The sequence below is a fragment of the Mongoliitalea lutea genome, from assembly GCF_014652135.1.
GTDB classification, from domain to species: domain Bacteria; phylum Bacteroidota; class Bacteroidia; order Cytophagales; family Cyclobacteriaceae; genus Mongoliitalea; species Mongoliitalea lutea.
This window is the reverse complement of record NZ_BMYF01000012.1, coordinates 1-18,554: the sequence shown is the minus strand read 5'-3', so window position 1 is coordinate 18,554 and position 18,554 is coordinate 1. Positions and strand designations below refer to the sequence as shown.

At 40.9% G+C, this 18,554-nt stretch carries 20 protein-coding genes; 11 read left to right on the top strand and 9 right to left on the bottom strand.

From position 1 onward, the window contains the following. Positions 1-292 precede the first annotated feature (292 nt). The 7 genes from IE080_RS10655 (at position 293) to IE080_RS10625 (ending at position 4,987) form a co-directional block, all read left to right on the top strand. Positions 293-550: a DUF6364 family protein gene (locus IE080_RS10655; RefSeq protein WP_189581927.1), complete on the top strand. Its 258-nt coding sequence runs from the start codon at positions 293-295 to the stop codon at positions 548-550. Continuing rightward, a complete protein-coding gene (locus tag IE080_RS10650) occupies positions 550-963 on the top strand; it encodes a type II toxin-antitoxin system VapC family toxin (protein WP_229800585.1) in 414 nt (137 codons plus the stop codon). The genes IE080_RS10655 and IE080_RS10650 overlap by 1 nt, the downstream gene beginning before the upstream one ends. Positions 964-974: 11 nt before the next feature. After that, complete coding sequence (locus IE080_RS10645) at positions 975-2,303, top strand: flavin monoamine oxidase family protein (RefSeq protein ID WP_189581921.1); 1,329 nt, start codon at positions 975-977, stop codon at positions 2,301-2,303. A gap of 137 nt (positions 2,304-2,440) precedes the next feature. Further along, positions 2,441-3,271: a hypothetical protein gene (locus IE080_RS10640; protein WP_189581918.1), complete on the top strand. Its 831-nt coding sequence runs from the start codon at positions 2,441-2,443 to the stop codon at positions 3,269-3,271. A gap of 72 nt (positions 3,272-3,343) precedes the next feature. Continuing rightward, the gene (locus tag IE080_RS10635; RefSeq protein ID WP_189581915.1) at positions 3,344-3,523 is read left to right on the top strand and encodes a hypothetical protein; all 180 of its coding nucleotides are present in this window, start codon (positions 3,344-3,346) and stop codon (positions 3,521-3,523) included. Between the two features lie 161 nt (positions 3,524-3,684). Beyond that, entirely contained in the window at positions 3,685-4,521 is an 837-nt protein-coding gene (locus tag IE080_RS10630; protein WP_189581912.1) for a DUF6671 family protein, read from the top strand. Positions 4,522-4,606: 85 nt separating this feature from the next. Continuing rightward, complete coding sequence (locus tag IE080_RS10625) at positions 4,607-4,987, top strand: PH domain-containing protein (protein ID WP_189581909.1); 381 nt, start codon at positions 4,607-4,609, stop codon at positions 4,985-4,987. Positions 4,988-5,129: 142 nt separating this feature from the next. On the opposite strand, the gene IE080_RS10620 is transcribed toward IE080_RS10625, so the two are convergent. The 3 genes from IE080_RS10620 to IE080_RS10610 form a co-directional block, all read right to left on the bottom strand. Next, the gene (locus IE080_RS10620; RefSeq protein WP_229800584.1) at positions 5,130-5,411 is read right to left on the bottom strand and encodes a type II toxin-antitoxin system RelE/ParE family toxin; all 282 of its coding nucleotides are present in this window, start codon (positions 5,409-5,411) and stop codon (positions 5,130-5,132) included. A gap of 26 nt (positions 5,412-5,437) precedes the next feature. Continuing rightward, positions 5,438-5,680, bottom strand: coding sequence for a hypothetical protein (locus IE080_RS10615; RefSeq protein WP_189581903.1), 243 nt, complete (start codon positions 5,678-5,680; stop codon positions 5,438-5,440). Between the two features lie 171 nt (positions 5,681-5,851). Then, positions 5,852-7,552, bottom strand: a complete 1,701-nt coding sequence (locus IE080_RS10610) for an amidohydrolase (protein ID WP_189581900.1) — start codon at positions 7,550-7,552, stop codon at positions 5,852-5,854. A gap of 176 nt (positions 7,553-7,728) precedes the next feature. On the opposite strand from IE080_RS10610, the gene IE080_RS10605 reads away from it, so the two are divergent. After that, positions 7,729-8,370, top strand: coding sequence for a YdeI/OmpD-associated family protein (locus IE080_RS10605; protein WP_189581897.1), 642 nt, complete (start codon positions 7,729-7,731; stop codon positions 8,368-8,370). An 11-nt stretch (positions 8,371-8,381) separates the two neighbouring features. Beyond that, positions 8,382-8,747: a DUF2200 domain-containing protein gene (locus IE080_RS10600; RefSeq protein WP_189581894.1), complete on the top strand. Its 366-nt coding sequence runs from the start codon at positions 8,382-8,384 to the stop codon at positions 8,745-8,747. 14 nt (positions 8,748-8,761) lie between these two features. Here IE080_RS10600 and IE080_RS10595 read toward each other — a convergent pair whose 3' ends face one another. From IE080_RS10595 to IE080_RS10585, 3 genes are all read right to left on the bottom strand, one after another. Beyond that, the gene (locus IE080_RS10595) at positions 8,762-9,571 is read right to left on the bottom strand and encodes a hypothetical protein (protein WP_189581891.1); all 810 of its coding nucleotides are present in this window, start codon (positions 9,569-9,571) and stop codon (positions 8,762-8,764) included. A gap of 438 nt (positions 9,572-10,009) precedes the next feature. Then, positions 10,010-12,205, bottom strand: coding sequence for an alpha/beta hydrolase family protein (locus tag IE080_RS10590; protein ID WP_189581888.1), 2,196 nt, complete (start codon positions 12,203-12,205; stop codon positions 10,010-10,012). Between the two features lie 157 nt (positions 12,206-12,362). Then, the gene (locus tag IE080_RS10585; RefSeq protein WP_189581884.1) at positions 12,363-12,620 is read right to left on the bottom strand and encodes a Kazal-type serine protease inhibitor family protein; all 258 of its coding nucleotides are present in this window, start codon (positions 12,618-12,620) and stop codon (positions 12,363-12,365) included. A gap of 149 nt (positions 12,621-12,769) precedes the next feature. Between IE080_RS10585 and IE080_RS10580 the strand changes: the two genes are divergently transcribed. Next, a complete protein-coding gene (locus IE080_RS10580) occupies positions 12,770-13,831 on the top strand; it encodes an HNH endonuclease domain-containing protein (protein ID WP_189581881.1) in 1,062 nt (353 codons plus the stop codon). Beyond that, positions 13,828-14,682 carry an HIT family protein gene (locus IE080_RS10575; protein ID WP_229800583.1) on the top strand — a complete coding sequence of 285 codons (855 nt, stop codon included), beginning with the start codon at positions 13,828-13,830 and terminating at the stop codon, positions 14,680-14,682. Before IE080_RS10580 ends, IE080_RS10575 begins: the two co-directional genes overlap by 4 nt. 3 nt (positions 14,683-14,685) lie before the next feature. On the opposite strand, the gene IE080_RS10570 is transcribed toward IE080_RS10575, so the two are convergent. From IE080_RS10570 to IE080_RS10560, 3 genes are all read right to left on the bottom strand, one after another. After that, positions 14,686-15,111, bottom strand: a complete 426-nt coding sequence (locus IE080_RS10570; RefSeq protein ID WP_189581878.1) for a MarR family winged helix-turn-helix transcriptional regulator — start codon at positions 15,109-15,111, stop codon at positions 14,686-14,688. A gap of 1,122 nt (positions 15,112-16,233) precedes the next feature. After that, a complete protein-coding gene (locus tag IE080_RS10565; RefSeq protein WP_189581876.1) occupies positions 16,234-17,286 on the bottom strand; it encodes an agmatine deiminase family protein in 1,053 nt (350 codons plus the stop codon). Continuing rightward, positions 17,276-18,148: a carbon-nitrogen hydrolase gene (locus IE080_RS10560; RefSeq protein ID WP_308428169.1), complete on the bottom strand. Its 873-nt coding sequence runs from the start codon at positions 18,146-18,148 to the stop codon at positions 17,276-17,278. The genes IE080_RS10565 and IE080_RS10560 overlap by 11 nt, the downstream gene beginning before the upstream one ends. Positions 18,149-18,554 lie beyond the last annotated feature (406 nt).

The following is an 18,554-nucleotide window of genomic DNA, read 5'->3' as shown; positions in this document are numbered from 1 at the left end:
TGATTATCCGCAATTACCCCAGAGTAAAAAATATACCGCGTATTGCGGATAATCGAACACAGTCAACAGAAGCCTTGCCTCCTCATGAAATTGGTTGACAGGTCATTGACCGATGACCGAATCATATCGATAATCAGAAAATGAAATCTTTTTTACTCGCAAACGACCATCCTTCGTTAATAAATTTAAGAGTTCAAGAAAAGGTGTTTGATTTGGCTATTACTATACCAAAAATCAATTTTTTTATTTGTACGCCCAAAATTTTTATATTTGTACGTGTAAAGGTATTGCTATGGACAAAAAACTAACATTGAAACTGGATAGTCATGTGATTGAGAAGGCTAAGGAGTATGCCGCTTCACAAAACAGGAGTTTGTCAGGATTGATTGAATCTTATCTGATGAAATTAATTTCTGAAGGCAGTTCAGATACCAGCAAAAAAATAGAGATTTCTCCCTTTGTAAAGAGTCTGAGAACTGGAGTAAAGGTTCCTTTGGATTATGATTACAAAAAAGCACACCTTGATTTTTTAGAGGAAAAGTACAAATGATGGACAAATTATTCCTTGACACCAATGTAGTTATTGATTTATTAGGTGAACGTGAACCGTTTTATGAATCTATAGCTCAGATTGCGACGCTTTCAGACAAAGAAGAACTTTGTATAGTTGTATCAGCTTTAACTTATTCCACAGTTTTCTACATTCTTTCAAGATTTGAAGGCTCTGAAATTGTTAAAGAAAAAATCAGAAAGTTTAAGGTTATTTCCGAAACCTCAGATTTGACAAATCAAGTAATTGATAAAGCGCTAACTTCAAACTTTAGAGATTTTGAAGATGCCTTACAGTATTTTTGTGCATTAAATTCAGGAGCTGGTGTAATCATTACTAGAAATGGTAAGGATTTTAAAGATTCGGAATTACCAGTGATGAGTCCAGATGAATACCTTAGTAGCTTAAAATAAAAAGTTCTCCCATGAAGCGACGTGATTTTTTGATTCAAACGGGAATAGTCTCTTTGGGCACAGGGTTGCTTTGTCCTGAAGTTTTTGCTCAACAATCCATGCATGCCAAGCGTAATGAATTCATGGACGAGAAAGTTTTAATCATTGGTGCAGGGGTGGCAGGTCTTTATGCTGCATATATTTTGAAAGCTAAGGGGGTCGATGTGCAATTGCTCGAGGCAACAGATACCTATGGCGGTCGCCTAGCTAAATTATCTGGATTTGCAGATTATTCTCTGGATTTGGGAGCACAGTGGCTGCATGGGAAAAAGAACTTGATTGGCGAATGGATAAAAAAATCATCGACCAAAATCGTCCAAGACGCCATGTCCCCTCAGTATTGGTTCAAAGATCAATTGTTGACCAAATTGCCGAAGTCTTTGGATATTTTTCAAGGGAAACAATTACCGGATGTTTCCTATGCAGCATTTGCCCGCATGAAGGGATATGGCCAGAAGTACGCTCAGATTGTTGAAGGGATTGCAGGGGATTACGGAGCAGCAGCCGATAGACTTTCGGTCTATTATACAAACAAGGAGTTTGAAACCTGGACTTCGGGAGAGCAGGATTATAGATTTCGGGAAACATTTTTTGATTTTATTGATCAGGAGATTGCCTCCAAAGTCAAGGACAATATCACAGTCAATGCTCCTGTCGCCTCCATTGATTATTCTGGTAAAGATATTCGGGTGATGACCAAGGACAATCAGGTCTTTGATGCGCAAAAAGTAATCATCACAGTACCGATTACAATTCTTCAATCAGGGGATATCCAATTTTATCCCCCACTTCCACAAGAAAAAGTAGGAGCCTTTCAGAAAATTGGCATGGATGCGGGGATGAAGGTTTTCCTTAAGTTTTCGAAGAAATTTTATGGGCAATACATCTTGGGTGGTAAGATAAGTGCTGCATACATCGATGATAGTGTTGCCAAAAATACCCAAGAACATGTGCTCTTTGCTTTTGTCATGGGAAAGCAAGCAGAATATCTGACTAACCTTGGGACTGATGATGCGATCGTGCGGGAGTTACTCGTCGACTTAGATAGCATGTATCAGGGTCAAGCCTCTGCCAACTTTATTCAAGCCTATGTTCAAAATTGGAGTACTCAACCTTTTATTAGAGGCGCCTATTCTTATAGTACTGTTGGTATGGGCAATGCCAGAAATTTGGCAGCAGTACCGATTGAAAATAGGCTGTTCTTCGCTGGTGAGGCTATGAATACTAACGGGCATCATCAATCCGTTCATGGAGCTGCAGAAACAGGTTTGCAGGCAGCAGAAGCAATCATGTATAAGTAAATCTATTTATTGGCATTTACCTTTGGCACAGTCGATTGGTTAGTAGCGGCTATTGACCCTACTCAATTACCGATTGTTCGATCATATTTCCTTGAAATGGCTATCTTTAAATCTGGATTGTAACAGATGTATCATATATGAAATTCAGTTTGTTTTTTTTATTTCTGTTATCGGGTACTTTGTGGGCGCAGCAGATACCTTCACTATTTACGCAGGAAAGAGTTGATTTTTGTGAAGCAAACTTGTCCGTTGAAGAAGCCCTCAAATTACGTCAGGAGTTAGTAGCTCTAGAAGATTATTTTATTGAAAGAGGATTGTTATTTGATAAGTCAGGAGCTGCTTACAAAGTTGCTTTTCAGAAAATAGTCCATGAAAATGATTTAACCTTCTCCATGGACACTACTTTTCAGCTACTGAGTTCTGTGGATATGGAGGTTTTTCTATCGTGTTATTATAAAATGTTAACACCTCAAGAACTTTCTCAAGCTACTATTCAACATTACGAAGCTTTCACCCTTATCTCAGAGAATGTTGGTGCTGAGATCACCCCTCGTATTGTTGCCCAACGCATCATAGATAATTTATCAGAAGAAGATTTTGAATTGGAGTTTTTAAAGATATCTAGTCTTTACGCGTTTTATAAAATTTCTTCCCCAGCTATTCCGAATGTGTTTGGTGAGTTAGGTTCTGATGTGATTAAAGACATCAAAACAATTACAGTTTCTTTAACCGAAGATGATCAGATTTTGCTCGACAATCAGCCTTTGAAAACAAAGTATTTGGAGCAAAACTTGTACGACTTCCTATTGAAGGATCCTGAACGCCGTGGAATTGAATTTAGCACTAATCGAAATACCTCGTATCAATTTTATCTCGAAATAAACAAGATCTTTGACAAAGTTTATGAAAGATTGAAGAGTGATCGTGGAGTCGTTCGAAAACACATATTTTATCAAGAACCAGATTAAGCATTTACATAACATAGGCTACTAATTTCAACATTTCTAATCCGACTGAAGTTATTAGAAAAAGTACTCGCTATGCCTAAGAGAACATCCATCAACGATATCCAAGAAATGGAGGACCTCAATGATTTGGATAATATAGTCAAAGATAAACGCAATCATAAGCGTGCAGATGCCAAGAAGGAGCGTAGAAACAGGCATTACGTCAAGCTACTGATCAAACAGCAATTGAGAGGGAGTGATCTGGATGAGTAGGCTGATGCCATTTTTCTTCTAGTGGTTAAGATTAGAAGAACTTTTCCAAAGTTTAGCTAAGAATTGCTATTTCATTTAGATTTTTGACAACTTTGAAGAAGTTTGGGAATACTATACGCCTCGACTATTCCAAATTTCATTTCTAGTGCTTATCCACGTTTATGTTTGAAGGAAGAAAGCTACTCATCGTAACCAAACACGGCAAAGAACAGGTCATTGCTTCTGTGTTTGAAAAGGCTTTGGGTGTTAGGTGTGTACTTGACAATAGTTTTGATACTGACCAACTGGGTACTTTTTCTGGAGAAGTTGATCGCACCTTGGATCCAATGAGTGCGGCTAAACAGAAGTGTTTGGAAGGAATGTGGCAATCAGGATGCGACTTGGCCATTGCCAATGAAGGTTCCTTTGGTCCTCACCCTACACTATTTTTTGTTCCAGCAGATGAAGAATTGTTGGTATTGATTGATTCTAAAAATAAGCTTGAGCTTGTCGTGCGTGAACTCAGTACAGCTACCAATTTTGATGCGCGAGAGATTACCACTGTGGAGGAATTAGTAGCCTTTACCAAGCATGCCCAATTTCCTTCCCATGCACTCATCCTTCGTCCAGCCAAAGACAACTTCCATGGCATGGTCAAAGGAATTCATGAAGAAGCTCAATTAATTGAGGTATTTGAATCCTTGAAATCTCAGCATCCATCCGTCTATATCGAAACAGATATGCGGGCAATGCATAACCCAAGCCGGATGCAGGTGATTGCAGCTGCCGCTGAAAAAATGCTTTCTTTGATTCATTCCACTTGCCCACAATGCCAGACTCCTGGATTTAGCGTTTCAGATTACATTCGTGGGCTCCCTTGCAGTCTTTGCGGAAGACCCACACGCTCGGTATTAGCTCAAATTTATACCTGTAAGCATTGCCAATACCAAGAGGAAAAACCTAATCCCGATAGTAAAGATTTTGAGGATCCCATGTATTGTGATTATTGCAACCCCTGATTGGATTCGGCGTTTCAATGATGATTCAATAGAGGAGTTTTGACCTCATCGAATTTTGTATGAACTTTAGAAAAAAAGGGAAACTATGGGATTATTTTCAGCACTCTTGGGCAATGCAGGCATGGTTGGTCCTGAAGAATTAAACAAAAAATTTGGCAAATTACTGATTGAAGGAGAGACCATCGATCTTGGGTTTAAACTCCTTCGGGATACGTTTATCTTCACCAACAAGCGTTTAATCCTGATAGATATACAGGGTATCACAGGAAGCAAAACCGAATATAAGTCCATTCTATACAAATCCATCAGCAGGTTTAGCGTGGAGACTGCCGGCACCTTTGATTTGGATGCAGAGTTAAAGATTTGGATTTCATCAGAGACCCACCCCAGCATCGTCAAGCAATTTAACAAGTCCGTGAATGTCTACGAAGTCCAAAAAGTATTGGCTTTCCATGTTTTGAAATAGGCTAATAGTTTATGTATACTAGCAAAAAAGACTTTCAGGGAAATCTGAAAGTCTTTTTAACTATAGGATAAATACCATGCCATTGGTCATGATATAGAATTTTAAACTATAAATTGCTTTTAGTTTACTAAATTTGAAAACATTAATTTTTATTCTTATCCAAGCTCTGAAGAATTTCTAATAGTTTTTTTGGGTCTTGCCTAGTGTCCCAAAATGCTGTGATAATGATGGAATTTTCCTTTGTTTTAAACAAAATCTTAAAATTTTCTAGAATAGCCATACGAGTCTCCGGAAAATCAGCGTATTGAAACATTTCTGGGGTTTTGGCAATTTGTTGTGTTTTTTGCAGCACCATCTTTAAAAGTTTTTTGGAATAAGTAGTAGATTTATTTCTATTTACCCAGTATTCCAAAGTTCCTAACAACTGTAAATCAGCTGTTTTGGTCCATATTACTTCCCTTCGAGCCACTCTAAATTTCTTTTTTCAAGTGCTTCTTGCGATATCAAGCGACCTTCATTGATATCCGCCTCACTCATTTCCATCATTACTTTTTGTTCAAGACTTAGCTTTTGAAATGGTGTTTGAGCTGTGTTAGAAGATATTAGAACATCTATCGCTTGAAGAAAATCCTTATCCTCAATCAAGCTAATTTTACCAATTAAATCACTTTTTATCTTTTCAATCGTTGGCATACAACAATAGGTTTAATTTCTATTCCTTTTTCTAACAGCTTTAACACTACAATTGATTACTAATATAGCAAATTTAATTGATCGCAAAAAGACGAGGCAGGTTTTCAAAACCTGCCTCTTTTACATTACCCCACTTCCTACTTGGTACTTAGTACATGGTACAACAAAAGACTATTTCCTAAACACAACCTTCCCTCCCACTACAGTCATCGTCACTTGAGTGTCCAATAACTGATTTTCAGGCACCTGCATCAAGTTTTGGTTAAAGACCGTAAAGTCGGCTGCCTTCCCCACTTGGATCGAGCCCTTGAAGTTTTCTTCGAACTCTGCGTACGCACCATCTAAGGTATAGGATTTCAACGCCTGCTCACGGGTCATTTTTTGATCGGGTTCGTAGCCACCCTCGGGTGTCATTTTCAGGGTTTTTCTAGTCACAGAGGCATAGAAAGAAGGGATTGGATCCAAAGGCTCTACAGGAGCATCTGTTCCATTGGAAATGACTGCACCTGATTGCAACAGTTTTTGCCATACATATGCACCATCTTTGATGCGCTTAGCACCTAACCGGCCAATCGCCCAAGGTCTATCTGAACTCAAATGGATTGCCTGGATAGCAGCAATCACACCCAAGTTTCCAAAGCGATCAATATCGTCCGGATGTAAGTGTTGCGCATGTTCTATTCTAAATCGGTGGTCCGTTACACCAGGGAATTTGGCAAAAGCAGCTTCGTATCTATCCAATACCTCCCGATTGGTACGGTCTCCGATGGCATGGGAACAAACTTGAAAGCCTAGCTCCAGGCCTTTTTCTGAAACTTGTGATACTAAATCAATCGGCATAGTCTCATGACCTCTATGGCCCGGTTTGTCTTCATAATCTTCCAACAACCATGCACCCCAAGGACCCAAAGCTCCATCCATATTCAACTTAATCGAGCGAACGGTCACCATGTGGTCAGGGTCAATGTGGGGACCCTTTTTGTACCAAGCTTCCAATAACTCGGGTTGACGGCTTGTCAACATCACGTACATACGGGAAGTCAACCTGCCTTCTGCTTTGAATTTTTCCAATAAATCAATTACATCTTGTCCGCTCCCTGCATCATGGAAGGAGGTAATTCCCTTTTCTGCTAATTCTTGCAAAGCCAATTCCATGGCTTTTTCAGCTCGCTCAGGGGTATCCTGTGGGATCATTTTGCTGACCAAATAAGAAGCTCTTTCCACCAATACTCCGGTAGGATTTCCCAATTCATCGCGTATGATTTCACCGCCCTCAACCTCCTGCTGTGGTTTTTCACCTCCCAAAGGAGTAATGCCAGCCAATTCCATAGCTTTTTGGTTCACAAAAGAAGCATGTCCGGATGCATGAGCTAGGTATACAGGATTATTTGGAGTGATGGCACTGAGGGCATCATGAGTTTGAAAGCCTTTGATAGTATTTGCAGGCATTTCTATCCATTTATCTTGGTGCCATCCTCTGCCAGTAATCCACTCTCCCGGTTCGGCAGTGCTCGCAGCTTCGGCTACTTTTTCGACTAGCTCATCAAAGGTTTTGACATACATCAAGTCAATATCAAGCTTGTTGTAGCCAATACCCATGATATGTGCATGAGACTCGATAAACCCGGGAGTCATCGTCATGCCTTCTAGGTCAATAGTTTCGGTGTATTTGCCGGCAAATGCCATGATTTCTTCTGTTGTGCCTACAGCAATGATGAGTCCATCTTTGATGGCTACGGCTTCTACTTGAGGATTGCTTTCATCCACCGTATACACGATGCCATTGATGAAGATTTTGTCTGCGGTAGGATTACTGCCCCCACATGCGGCAAACAGAAATACCACTAAACTGAATAGTAAAATTTTTTTCATACGTATAGTCTTCTTGTTCAAAACTAAGGATTTCCAATCGCTTTCGCCAAACCATCCTTGTAAATCCTCTTAAAAAGTACTTGTGGAAACCCAATTTTTTAGAATAATCTTCTTAATTTCCATCTCTATTTATCCGAATCAAAAATATCATTTGGTCATTAGTCCCAAGCAATCAAATGGATCAACCTACAATTATCAATCCCGAAGTAGATACTTACCTGATTCAAGGCTGTATGCGCTGTCCATATGGTGCAACTGAGCGCTGCAAAGTCATTCCTTGGAGGGCTGTGTTGGAGGAATTACGACAGTTGCTTTTGGAGTCTGGATTGGTGGAAGAAGTCAAATGGGGAGTGCCTTGTTATACCAGAAATGGCAAAAATGTGGTGATTGTGGCTGCTTTCAAGTCTTATGCAGCGTTGAGTTTTTTCAAGGGGTCTTTGCTGGAAGATAAGCATCAGGTATTGGAAAAAGCAGGACAGGCAGGTAGGTCCTGGAAGTTTACCGAGGTGGAGGAAGTTTGGGAGCAAAAAGAACTGATCAAGGATTACATTCAGGAAGCCATAGGGATCGAGGATTCTGGGGAAAAAATCGTTTTTGAGAAAGTACCCGAACCTATTCCCGAAGAGTTATTAGATGCATTTGCAGAAGACGAGACCTTGGAGCGTGCTTTTTTCAAACTTACGCTTGGTCGGCAGCGTGCTTACATCATCCATTTTTCTCAAGCGAAACAATCCCAAACCCGAAAATCAAGAATTACCAAATTGGCTGATCAAATCAAATTAGGAATTGGATTGCATGACCATTACAAGAAACAATAAGTATTAAACCGATGACCGACACGAGCAAACACGATGAACGCATGGCCCAAATGACGGTCGCCTCTGTTTTTCCTCATTACATCACCAAAGTGGAAAAAAAAGGCAGAACCCAAGGGGAGCTGATACAGGTAATAGAATGGCTTACAGGGTACAATGAAGCTCAATTACAGGAATTGTTGGAAAAGAAGGTGACATTTCAGGAATTCTTTGAGAACTGCCAACTCAATCCCCATGCACATTTGATCACAGGTGTGATATGTGGGTATCGAGTGGAGGAAATTACTAATCCATTGACGCAGCAAGTACGGTATTTGGATAAGTTAGTGGATGAATTGGCGAAAGGAAGAAAAATGGAGAAGATCCTCAGAACTGCATGAGGTCATACAACCTATTAATCCCCAAGAATCATTTTTTCCATCAGTCCTTTGAACTGTGTAATTCTAGGGGCTGGGTATAAGAGTTCCCCTTTGATTAGCTGTACATAAGCCTCATCAAAAGAGCCCATTTCAAATTTTCTTACAGCATCATTGTAATATTGCAACCCGGCCAGTTCTTTCAGGCCGATTTCTGCGATTTTTAGTTGCTTCCTAGCATGGGTACGGTAACCTATGCGTTCGTTGAGAGGCTCAAACAAAGGTTCAGTGTTTTCTTCACTGATTTTCTTTTCAAAATTTCTGACTTTTCGCTCTCCGACGAGTAGCCCATTGACAGGTTGGGTGCTTTCGATGATAAATGGAATATTTTCCACAAATCCTCGAATGTAAACATGCCCTTCCAGTTCGATGATCTGATAGTCCAGGTCATAGCGATCCAAAAGCAGGCCCATAACAGCAGTTCCCGTTACACAATCATAATTTCCTGTGCTGAGTGTACCGGCAAAGGAGGCAAAGGTTGTGTAGTTTTTGAGAATGCGGTTATGGGTATAAAAGAAAATGTCCGACAGCAATTGAACATTTGATTTCTTTTTTTCAGCGAGTTTATCCAGCTGAAGCACCAAATTTTCCCAATTGTCATGGTAAATGTTGGTGCCCGGGTCCAATGATTGTAAAAGGAAAAATGGCTGAGACTCAAATTGGGTGATGAGTTGTCGTTCGAGTTTGCTTTGGAAGATGGGGAGCACTTTGACATCAGAGGAATCCTGTGCTTGGACTTGAAATCCAATCAGTACGAATGCGATCCATATGATGCATGCAGTTCTCAAAGCCTTGTTTGTTTCCCGTGTTAATATTGAGGTGATATAAAGTTAACAATTTGTTAACATAAAAACCAATAAAAAGTTTCACCCGTAACATTGGCTTAACACAAAATCGGAAGTACAACCCCTTCACCAATATTTCAAAATACTAGTTCACGCCACGTCCGCTACGATTATCGCAACGAGCGCAAGGTTTTTTTTGGAACTCCCCTCCAATATCCCATTATCCACCACTATCCATTAAAACCACAGATGAACACAGATATCCACAGACGTTTTGCTGACGCAAATTGGGAGTACACCCCCTTCACCAATATTTCAATTTATATCAACCTTATTTCCACTTTATTTCAAAATACTAGTTCACGCCACGTCCGCTACGATTATCGCAACGAGCGCAAGGTTTTTTTTGGCACTCCCCTCCAATATCCCATTATCCAAGTATCAATCAATATCCTTTTCCTTATTAAAATGCTTCTCGTAAAACTCAAACACCCGATTCCAATGATCGTAGAAGTCACTTTCATTGCTTGCTGCACCAGCGCCGTGTCCACCGTTGAGGTAATTCACCCAGGTGACGTCTTTGCCGAGTCTGCGCATGGCATAGAAGAGTTCACGGGAATTGGTGCCCGGGACATTCCAGTCACCTTCGCCTGTTAAGATGAGGTGCGGAGTTTCGATGCGGTCGGCATAAAGCACGGCCGTGGTCGCTAAGTATTTTAAAGGTTCATCCCAAAGTGTTCCACCAATGCGGTCTTGTCCATACTCTGCGGCGGTATAGTTTCTCGTACCGATTTTTGGGCTGTCGCCTAAGAAACTGATGATATTAACTTTTCCAGAGATGTTGATAGCTGCTGCAAAGCGGTCAGTTTGGGTGATTAAGAGAGAGGTTGCATAGCCACCATAACTTCCTCCCTGTACCCCAACTTTATCATTGTCAACCTTCCCTTCATCGACCAATTTGTTGATAGCCGCTGTAATGCCTTTGACCCATGCTTCTCCAGGATAGCCCATTTCCAAATCCACCGAAGGACGCAATGCAAAATAGCCCTGATTGGCAAAGAGGTTCATGTTACGGTTATAGCCGTTGGCAAAGAAGCTTTCGTACACTTCACATACCAGAGGATACTTTTTCCCTTCTTCGTAATCCACCGGATAGTAGAGAATTCCTTGCAATTCTTTTCCATCTACATTGCGGTAACTGATCAATTCAGAGCGAGTCATTTTCTTTTCTGATAACCATGGATTGAGGTTGGTCAATGGCTGCATAGTTGCAAATGACCAGTCCGTAGCTACCAAATCCGAAGGCATATCTCCGTCGGACAGATTCAGGACTATTCTATCAGAATTTTTGGCTTTCTGAATGCCCGTATATAAGCGCTCATCAACAATGATGTCTTTCATTTCACGGGTATTCACGTCAAATCGAACAAAACCTCTCCTCCAACGCTCTTTTTCACTGTAGGAGAAAAAGAGTGTTTGCTCGTCTGAAGACCAATGTGCTAAACTAAGGTTCGGGGCTTTTTCTTTGTCTTTGGGGAATTCATATACCATTTCCAAGGACTCCCCTTTGGCATCTACCAACCAATAGCCTTTATCCGAACTTAAAAGCAACTGGTTTTCCGAAGGGGACCAGGATGTGATGGAAAACTTCACCTCTTTTTTCTTTTCTTCATCCGAATAGGCTTTTCCTTTGGTCAGGTTGTGGATAACTGTGTCTCCCAAACTTTGAATAAATACATATCCTGAATCTACCCAAGCAAATTTGGCTTTGGAATCGGACCAATTGTAGTTTCTCCGTTGCTTGTTGCGTTTGTAAAGAATATGAGTCGAATCCGCCTTGGACAGTTTTTTGTAGGATACTTGGTATTCGGTTCCTTCATTGCGCACGTAGGAGGTTTTCAAAGGGAAAGTTTCATTGAAAATCAGGTATTGATTATCTTCTGAAAGGTACACTCCTCCATAATTTCCCTCAGGAAGCAATTCTGTAGACGCACCTTTGGATAATTCAACCCTCAACACTCGGGTCAGCGCATTGGTATTGCGGATTTCATCCCAATTGAGAAAAGGTTTGCTCCCATCGTACACGACCACGGGGCCTTTGGTAGCTGCATTGTACAGTTCCATCGCTCTATCCATCCAATCCACTGCACGTGCATGAAGCAAGATGGCCTGTCCATCCGCGGTCCAAGTCAGGGTGGAATTTGCCAATAAAGGATTGCCTACAATTTTGATTTCCCGTACACGCTTTCGGTTGGTATCATAGATCATCAAGTGCAGTTTCTCACCCTTTTGTTCCAAAAATGCCAATTCCCGTGAGTTGGGAGACCAAGTAAAGGAGGTTACCCGAGAAGGGTTGTCGTAAGGAAAGCTCATCGCCCCGGACTCTGTATCAATGATAACAAACTGCCCGGGGAATACATTGATATAAGATGGGTCCTGAAACCTAAAATGATCCACCCCAAACCGAGATCGTCCATCCGTAATTACTCCTGCCAGCAATTTCCCATCATCGGATAAGGTTGTGCTGCCAATTGATCGAACATTGATGGCATCTTCGACTGTGAAGTTGGTTTTTTGGGCAACAGCCAGGTTGCTTAGCAAAAAGCTGATGAGGACGAAGTAGAAGCGTGTTTTCATAGGAAGCTCATTTGTATGGTATTCATAGTCAAATACCAAAACAAAAAAGCGTATTTCTACGGCCTTAAGCTAACCGTTAGCAAAAAAATCAACCTTCCTATAAAAAAGGTAGTAGGTTCACGCTAATTAAGAATAAAGCAAAGTCCTCACAACGCTATTATTGGCACTCCCCTTCTGTAAACTTCAGGATTCCTCTGGCTGTCGCTTCGCAGGCATTTCCATAGGTTTTCCCATCACATCCGCATACCGGTTGATAAATAGCCGGACATACAGCATTGGTATTTACCTTCGATTTGTCATAGCAGTCTCTTGCCAATTGATCTTCCCCATCGAGTACCGGGTCAATGGCATCACATTGAAATGCTGTTGCAAAAATGAAGACAAGCAGGAATAGTAGGCTAGCAAGTTGTTTCATGGTTTTGGTTTTTTTAGAGAAGACGGAGGAAAGGAGGAATGTGCTACAAAGGAAGTGAAATTTTTTGGTGGAATTTAAACGTTTAAAATCGGTTGAAGAGTTGGGGAATGGGGAGTCAATTAGTATTTTCAACAAAAAGAAAATGAACTATGGAATTTCCAAAGGATTCAAACCTTCCTACTCAACTTTTAGCATCTTGTTTTGATAGTACATCTGCTACCTACAAGTATTATTGGTTTTTGAGTATTCTTGAATCAATGAGTGCAGATAGGATCGTTATTTCAAAGACAGAGCTTTTTTCTTATATGGTTGCTATTCCATGGTACACTGTGAACTACTTTCAAGTTTCTTTTGGAAAACAGGATGTGATTCATCGAGAGATTGAGAATATCAAAACTTTTGAGAAAATTTCAATTGATGAAAATAAAGAAGTCATCGTATCAAAGTTATCACAATCCCAAAATTTACAAACTCAAAAAGCTCTTTACCATTTTGATAATCAGGTGCCTCATTGGTTTCTTTCACCGTGGTTTGGAAGCAATAAAAGCAAAAAAGATATTTACGCAGGCTCAAGAAATTTTGAGAATGAATGTTTATACGCTTTGTATCATGATCGAATAGAGTTAAATCCAAATTGGGTTGCCTATCTGATTGAAAATATTCGATTTTTGAAAGATTTTTGCTATTGGAATCTTGCTGTGTTTTTACAAAAACGTAACCCCGGTATACCTGAAATACCAAGTAAACTCATAAAACCAGCTGTAAGAAACGCCTTAATCGGTCAAAGAAGAAATTTTTGGAATGTAGTGTTTGATGAGTTGGGAGAAATTGATTGCATATATACTGGTGAGAAGCTTAACAAATCAAATTATGCAGTCGAGCATTTTATCCCTTATAGCTATGTCTGCCATGACTTAATGTGGAACCTTGTTCCCGCTGATCCTCGGTTTAATTCTCATAAAAGCAATAAACTGCCGAGTTTAGACGACTATTTTGATGGATTTTATAGAATACAAAAGGAAGCGGTTGAAATCGTATTAAGTAAAAAACCAAGTTCCAATTATCTTTTTGATTATTTGTACCTATTTAAAAACCTTGATGGAATAGAAGATCTACCAAATGTCTTTGAAGAGAAAAGATTTAAGGATGTTTTCCATCCTTTGATAATTATGGCTCATAATAGCGGCTTTCAATATTTATCCAAACCATGAAAAATGAATTCTCACACCTAACAGCCAAAGAGCGAGACAAAATCTCGTTTCCTGCCAGATTTCTTGAGGAAAGAGGTTTATTGAAGGGGAAAATATTGGATTTTGGTTGTGGGTTTGGAAAAGATGTGGAAGTAATGCAATCCAAAGGCTATCAAATTGAAGGGTATGATAAACATTACATGCCTTCGTATCCACAAGGGAAGTTTGACACTATTATCTGTTTATATGTCTTAAATGTGCTCCAACAGGAAGACCAAACACGAGTTTTAATTGAAATCTCAAAATTACTTCTGCCTACAGGAAAAGCATATTTTGCAGTTAGAAGGGATTTGACCTATCAAGGGTTTCGAACACATAAAATCCACCAAAAACCAACCTTTCAATGCAATGTTATCCTTCCTTTTGCTTCTATTTTTATAAATGACAGTTGTGAGATTTATGAGTATACGCCGATCAATCAACTTGCTCATTCCACAGGTTTGGATTGTATTTTTTGCTGTCCAACCAAAGAAATGGAATTAATTGCTGAGACTGCTTCTGCGTATGCTATTTATGACAAATATCCTGTTAACCCTGGTCATGCATTGATAATTCCCAAAAGGCATGTGGACAACTATTTTGATTTAAGCTTACGAGAGCAAACAGCTATGACGTTTCTGCTGAATGAAGTGAAAAAGGAGATTGACACTAAATTTCATCCAATGGGCTTTAATATTGGTGTCAATGTGGGAAAAGTTGCTGGGCAATCTGTTGGGCATGTGCATATGCATTTGATTCCTCGCTATCAAGACGATGTGGAGGACCCTTTCGGTGGCGTGCGGGGAGTCATCCCCTCCAAAAGAATATACTAATTTCTACTCCCTCCCCAACTCCCCAATAAGTCTGTCCATCAATTCTACCAATTTCTCTCGGTCTTTTTCTTTCCATCCGCTGAGGGTTTGTTCCATTGATTGGGAAATGGGGATGGCTTTGGATTGGAGGCTTTTGCCAGGATAGGTGAGTTGGATTTCTACTCGGCGCTCATCGGATTCGGAACGAACTCTTCTGACCAAGTTCATGGCTTCTAGGCGTTTGAGTAAGGGGGTCAAGGTGCCTGAATCCAAGGAAAGCTGTTTTCCAATCTGTGAAACTATCAAGCCATCCTTTTCCCACAAACAAAGCATGACCAAGTATTGTGGATAAGTTAGGCCTAAGCTGTCTAATAGGTCTCTATACTGTTGTGAAAACAATCGGGAAGCTACATAAAAACGGAAGCCGAGTTCTTGTTGAAGGAGTGACATAAAAGGGCATCTTGAATTGTGAACAATTAAATCTAACAAAATTGGCTCACGGAAAGCACGGAATTCGCAGAAAATTTTTGAAAGGGTCTACGAATGGCAGGAATGGGCACAAAAAAAGCGGCTAATTGCCGCTAGTTATCCTAATTGATTGAAAAGGAATAATTTAGTCTCTCCTCTTCTTTTCTTCTTGCTTTGCCTTTTTATCTGCCCTTTTCTCTTTCAGATTTTTTTCGGGCTTTTTCTTTTCAGCCTTTTTCGCATGTTGTTCTTTTGCCATGATCGTCAAATTTGTAAGGAAGATACTATTTTTTATTCATGGATTTTCTTAGAACGTTGAAAATATTATTTTCTGATCCAATGGTATCACTAGCAAAAGACTGCTCGCAGAAAGCGTTGAAGTCGTAGAATATTTTTGAAACTGTCCACGAATGGTACGAATGGACACGAATGTTTGATTATTGGAAATTCGGTTTTAGTTCACGCAAAGACGCCAGGGCGCAAAGTTTTGAGGTTTTTTTAAAAATGTCCGTCCATAATCCGCGATGTCAGCACCCGTTTGATCTGCGTTCCCATCCCTTCTCTACATCATTCGACATGTTGGTTTCACGCAACGGGCGCAACGAATGGTCGCCACGGCCGCAATGAAAATATTGACCGAAATCAAATCTAAAATGTCCACAGATTGCTCAGATTTACACAAAAGGTTTTTGCTTTGGTAGCCCATGAGATTATGCTCAATAGCATGGTTTTTAATTTGACGCAAGGCTTGAGGATTTTCACAAATGCCTTCTTTACTATTCTGTACAGGGCCTATTTCTCGCAACGAGCGCCACGATTTGTCGCTACGTTCGCAACGAGTGCGTTTTGTTTATAAAAAAAATCCGTCCATAATCCGCGTTGCTTGCACCCACCTCATCTGGGTTAATATGACTCTTTCTAAAAACACTTGATACTTTTTTAAGGACTATTTTCTTTTTTACAATCCCCTCTTATATCGCCGCTAGGCATATATCAAGTTACATCGCGTAAGCATATATCACACGCTATCCCTCAGAATCTTTCTATCAAAGCAGTCTCGTTTCTCGCTCCTGATTGCAGCAGGCAAGTCTAAAATCTCGCTTCTCAAGCAGGTTCTTGCTGACTTAGACAATGGAAGCTTCCCAATCCCCAGATCAAATCCCAAGAATCTACACCTACGACTTTCCGATCAGGGAAGCAGGATTGGAGTATGGATAGGGCTTTGTCGTCGTTGCTGTCTCGAAAGGTGGGGACGATGACGGATGTGTTGGCTATGTAGAAATTGGCATAGGAAGCTGGCAAGCGCATATCTTCAAAGATGACTGCCTTTGGCATGGGGAGCTCGACGATGTTGAGGGATTTTCCGCTTTCTAAGGTCATCTGTTCCAGCAATTCCACATTTTCTTTGAGCACCTCGTAGTTTTCATCGGCCTTATCCTCCTCCACTACTGTTACAACGGTGTCTTCATTGACAAAACGGGTCAGGTCATCGATGTGCCCATCCGTATCATCACCAACGATTCCGTCTTTCAGCCATAAAATGTGGTCTACTCCGTAATATTCTTTCAAAAAAACTTCAATCTCGGGTTTGGAGAGATGTGGGTTTCTGTTGGGGTTGAGCAGGCAGGCTTCTGTGGTCATCAGCGTGCCTTTGCCATTGACTTCAATCGAACCACCTTCCATGATGATGCCCGGACTAAATGTGGGGATGTTTCTGTACCGTGCAATATGGTAAGGGATTTCATTGTCCAAGTCAAAGGGCGGGTATTTTCCTCCCCAAGCATTGTAATTCCATTTGACCAAGGCCTTGCGCTGCTCGGCTTGATCATTGACCAAAAAAGCAGGTCCATGGTCTCTGCACCAAGCATCGTTGGTAGGAAAGTAATGGAAACATACCTGATCCATAGTTGCTCCTGCCGCTTCTATATGCTTTCTGGCAAAGGCTTCCATGGAGGGATTGGCAACATTGATATGGACCTCTTCTCCTTCGCTTAGCAATTGGATAAATTTGGCATAAGCAGGAAAGATGCTGTCAATTTTACCTGGCCAAGAGGCTTCTTTATGTGGCCAACTCAACCAAGTTGCTGCATGGGGCTCAAATTCTGCCGGAAAGCGATAGCCTAACGCTTTGGGGCTTTTGCCTGTATCAATCTTCATCGATGAATCGCTTTAAGATCGGGGAGTAGGTTTCGATGCGGCGATCTCTCAAGAATGGCCAATGGGTTCGGTATCTGTCCGACTGAGCCATGTCAATTGCTTCTACATGTACCAACTCCTGTTCGTGATCCGCTTGATAGGTCACCCACCCAAAGGCATTTGTCACGAAGGACCCTCCCCAAAACTTCATATCTCCTTCCACTCCTACGCGGTTGACAGCAATTACTGGTACACCATTGGCTACAGCATGGGATTTTTGAACGGTTTGCCAGGCATGGTACTGTTCACGATTCGTGATCTCATCTTGGTCTTTGTGCCAACCAATGGCAGTTGGGTAGAATAAGAGTTCAGCCCCCATCAGCGAAGTGATGCGAGCAGCTTCGGGATACCACTGATCCCAGCAGATCAATACGCCAATCGTGGCAAATTTTGTTTGGAAAACTTTATATCCCAAATCTCCTGGGGTGAAGTAGAACTTCTCATAGTAGCCCGGGTCGTCTGGGATATGCATCTTTCTGTATTTGCCGAGATAGCTTCCGTCGGCATCCAATACCGCAGTGGTGTTGTGGTACAAGCCTTCGGCCCGCTTTTCAAACAAGGAGGCAATGATGACTACTCCGAGTTCTTTGGCAAGTTTGCTGAATTGTTCGGTGGACTGTCCGGGTATTTTTTCGGCAAGCTTAAAGTTTTCATGGTCTTCTACATCGCAGAAGTAAAGGGAACCAAAGAGTTCTTGTAAGCAAATTATCTGTGCGCCTTTGGCTGCGGCTTCACGGATGCCTTGTGCTGCTTTTTGGAAGTTGGATGCGAGGTCAGCACTGCAAGAGTTTTGAACCAAGCCTACATTTACGATTCGTTTCAAGATAAAATCTGTAAAAAGGTGAAATACTAGTTCAAAAATAAACCAAAAAATCGGTAATGGTTTGCAGAATGCGTAGAATCCGCTAAAAATATTTGAGGGAGTCCACGAATGGCACGAATGAACACGAATGTTTGATCATTGGAAATTCGGTTTTAGTTCACGCAAAGACACCAGGGCGCAAAGTCATTCTACATTCTCAATTCCTAATTATATCTCCTTCTGCCTTCCTCCTTTTCTTTTAATCCACAGATTTCGCAGATTTTTTGCCAAGTAGTCTTGATAATTTTTGAGAGCGAAAATTTCTTCGCAAAGCTTAGGGATTCGATTCTGATAGTAATTACTTGTTAAAGTTAGTTATTCCTCCTATCTCGAGCTGAATCAAAAACTGTGGGAATGTGTCTATTGG

Excerpts from the sequence above, each read along its gene's own strand:
- IE080_RS10600 (WP_189581894.1), top strand. The coding sequence starts at position 8,382 with ATGACCGACACGAGCAAACACGATGAACGCATGGCCCAAATGACGGTC.
- IE080_RS10585 (WP_189581884.1), bottom strand. The coding sequence starts at position 12,620 with ATGAAACAACTTGCTAGCCTACTATTCCTGCTTGTCTTCATTTTTGCA.
- IE080_RS10630 (WP_189581912.1), top strand. The coding sequence starts at position 3,685 with ATGTTTGAAGGAAGAAAGCTACTCATCGTAACCAAACACGGCAAAGAA.
- IE080_RS10605 (WP_189581897.1), top strand. The coding sequence starts at position 7,729 with ATGGATCAACCTACAATTATCAATCCCGAAGTAGATACTTACCTGATT.
- IE080_RS10565 (WP_189581876.1), bottom strand. The coding sequence starts at position 17,286 with ATGAAGATTGATACAGGCAAAAGCCCCAAAGCGTTAGGCTATCGCTTT.
- IE080_RS10615 (WP_189581903.1), bottom strand. The coding sequence starts at position 5,680 with ATGCCAACGATTGAAAAGATAAAAAGTGATTTAATTGGTAAAATTAGC.
- IE080_RS10570 (WP_189581878.1), bottom strand. The coding sequence starts at position 15,111 with ATGTCACTCCTTCAACAAGAACTCGGCTTCCGTTTTTATGTAGCTTCC.
- IE080_RS10625 (WP_189581909.1), top strand. The coding sequence starts at position 4,607 with ATGGGATTATTTTCAGCACTCTTGGGCAATGCAGGCATGGTTGGTCCT.
- IE080_RS10575 (WP_229800583.1), top strand. The coding sequence starts at position 13,828 with ATGAAAAATGAATTCTCACACCTAACAGCCAAAGAGCGAGACAAAATC.
- IE080_RS10640 (WP_189581918.1), top strand. The coding sequence starts at position 2,441 with ATGAAATTCAGTTTGTTTTTTTTATTTCTGTTATCGGGTACTTTGTGG.
- IE080_RS10590 (WP_189581888.1), bottom strand. The coding sequence starts at position 12,205 with ATGAAAACACGCTTCTACTTCGTCCTCATCAGCTTTTTGCTAAGCAAC.
- IE080_RS10635 (WP_189581915.1), top strand. The coding sequence starts at position 3,344 with ATGCCTAAGAGAACATCCATCAACGATATCCAAGAAATGGAGGACCTC.
- IE080_RS10650 (WP_229800585.1), top strand. The coding sequence starts at position 550 with ATGGACAAATTATTCCTTGACACCAATGTAGTTATTGATTTATTAGGT.
- IE080_RS10655 (WP_189581927.1), top strand. The coding sequence starts at position 293 with ATGGACAAAAAACTAACATTGAAACTGGATAGTCATGTGATTGAGAAG.
- IE080_RS10610 (WP_189581900.1), bottom strand. The coding sequence starts at position 7,552 with ATGAAAAAAATTTTACTATTCAGTTTAGTGGTATTTCTGTTTGCCGCA.
- IE080_RS10645 (WP_189581921.1), top strand. The coding sequence starts at position 975 with ATGAAGCGACGTGATTTTTTGATTCAAACGGGAATAGTCTCTTTGGGC.
- IE080_RS10580 (WP_189581881.1), top strand. The coding sequence starts at position 12,770 with ATGGAATTTCCAAAGGATTCAAACCTTCCTACTCAACTTTTAGCATCT.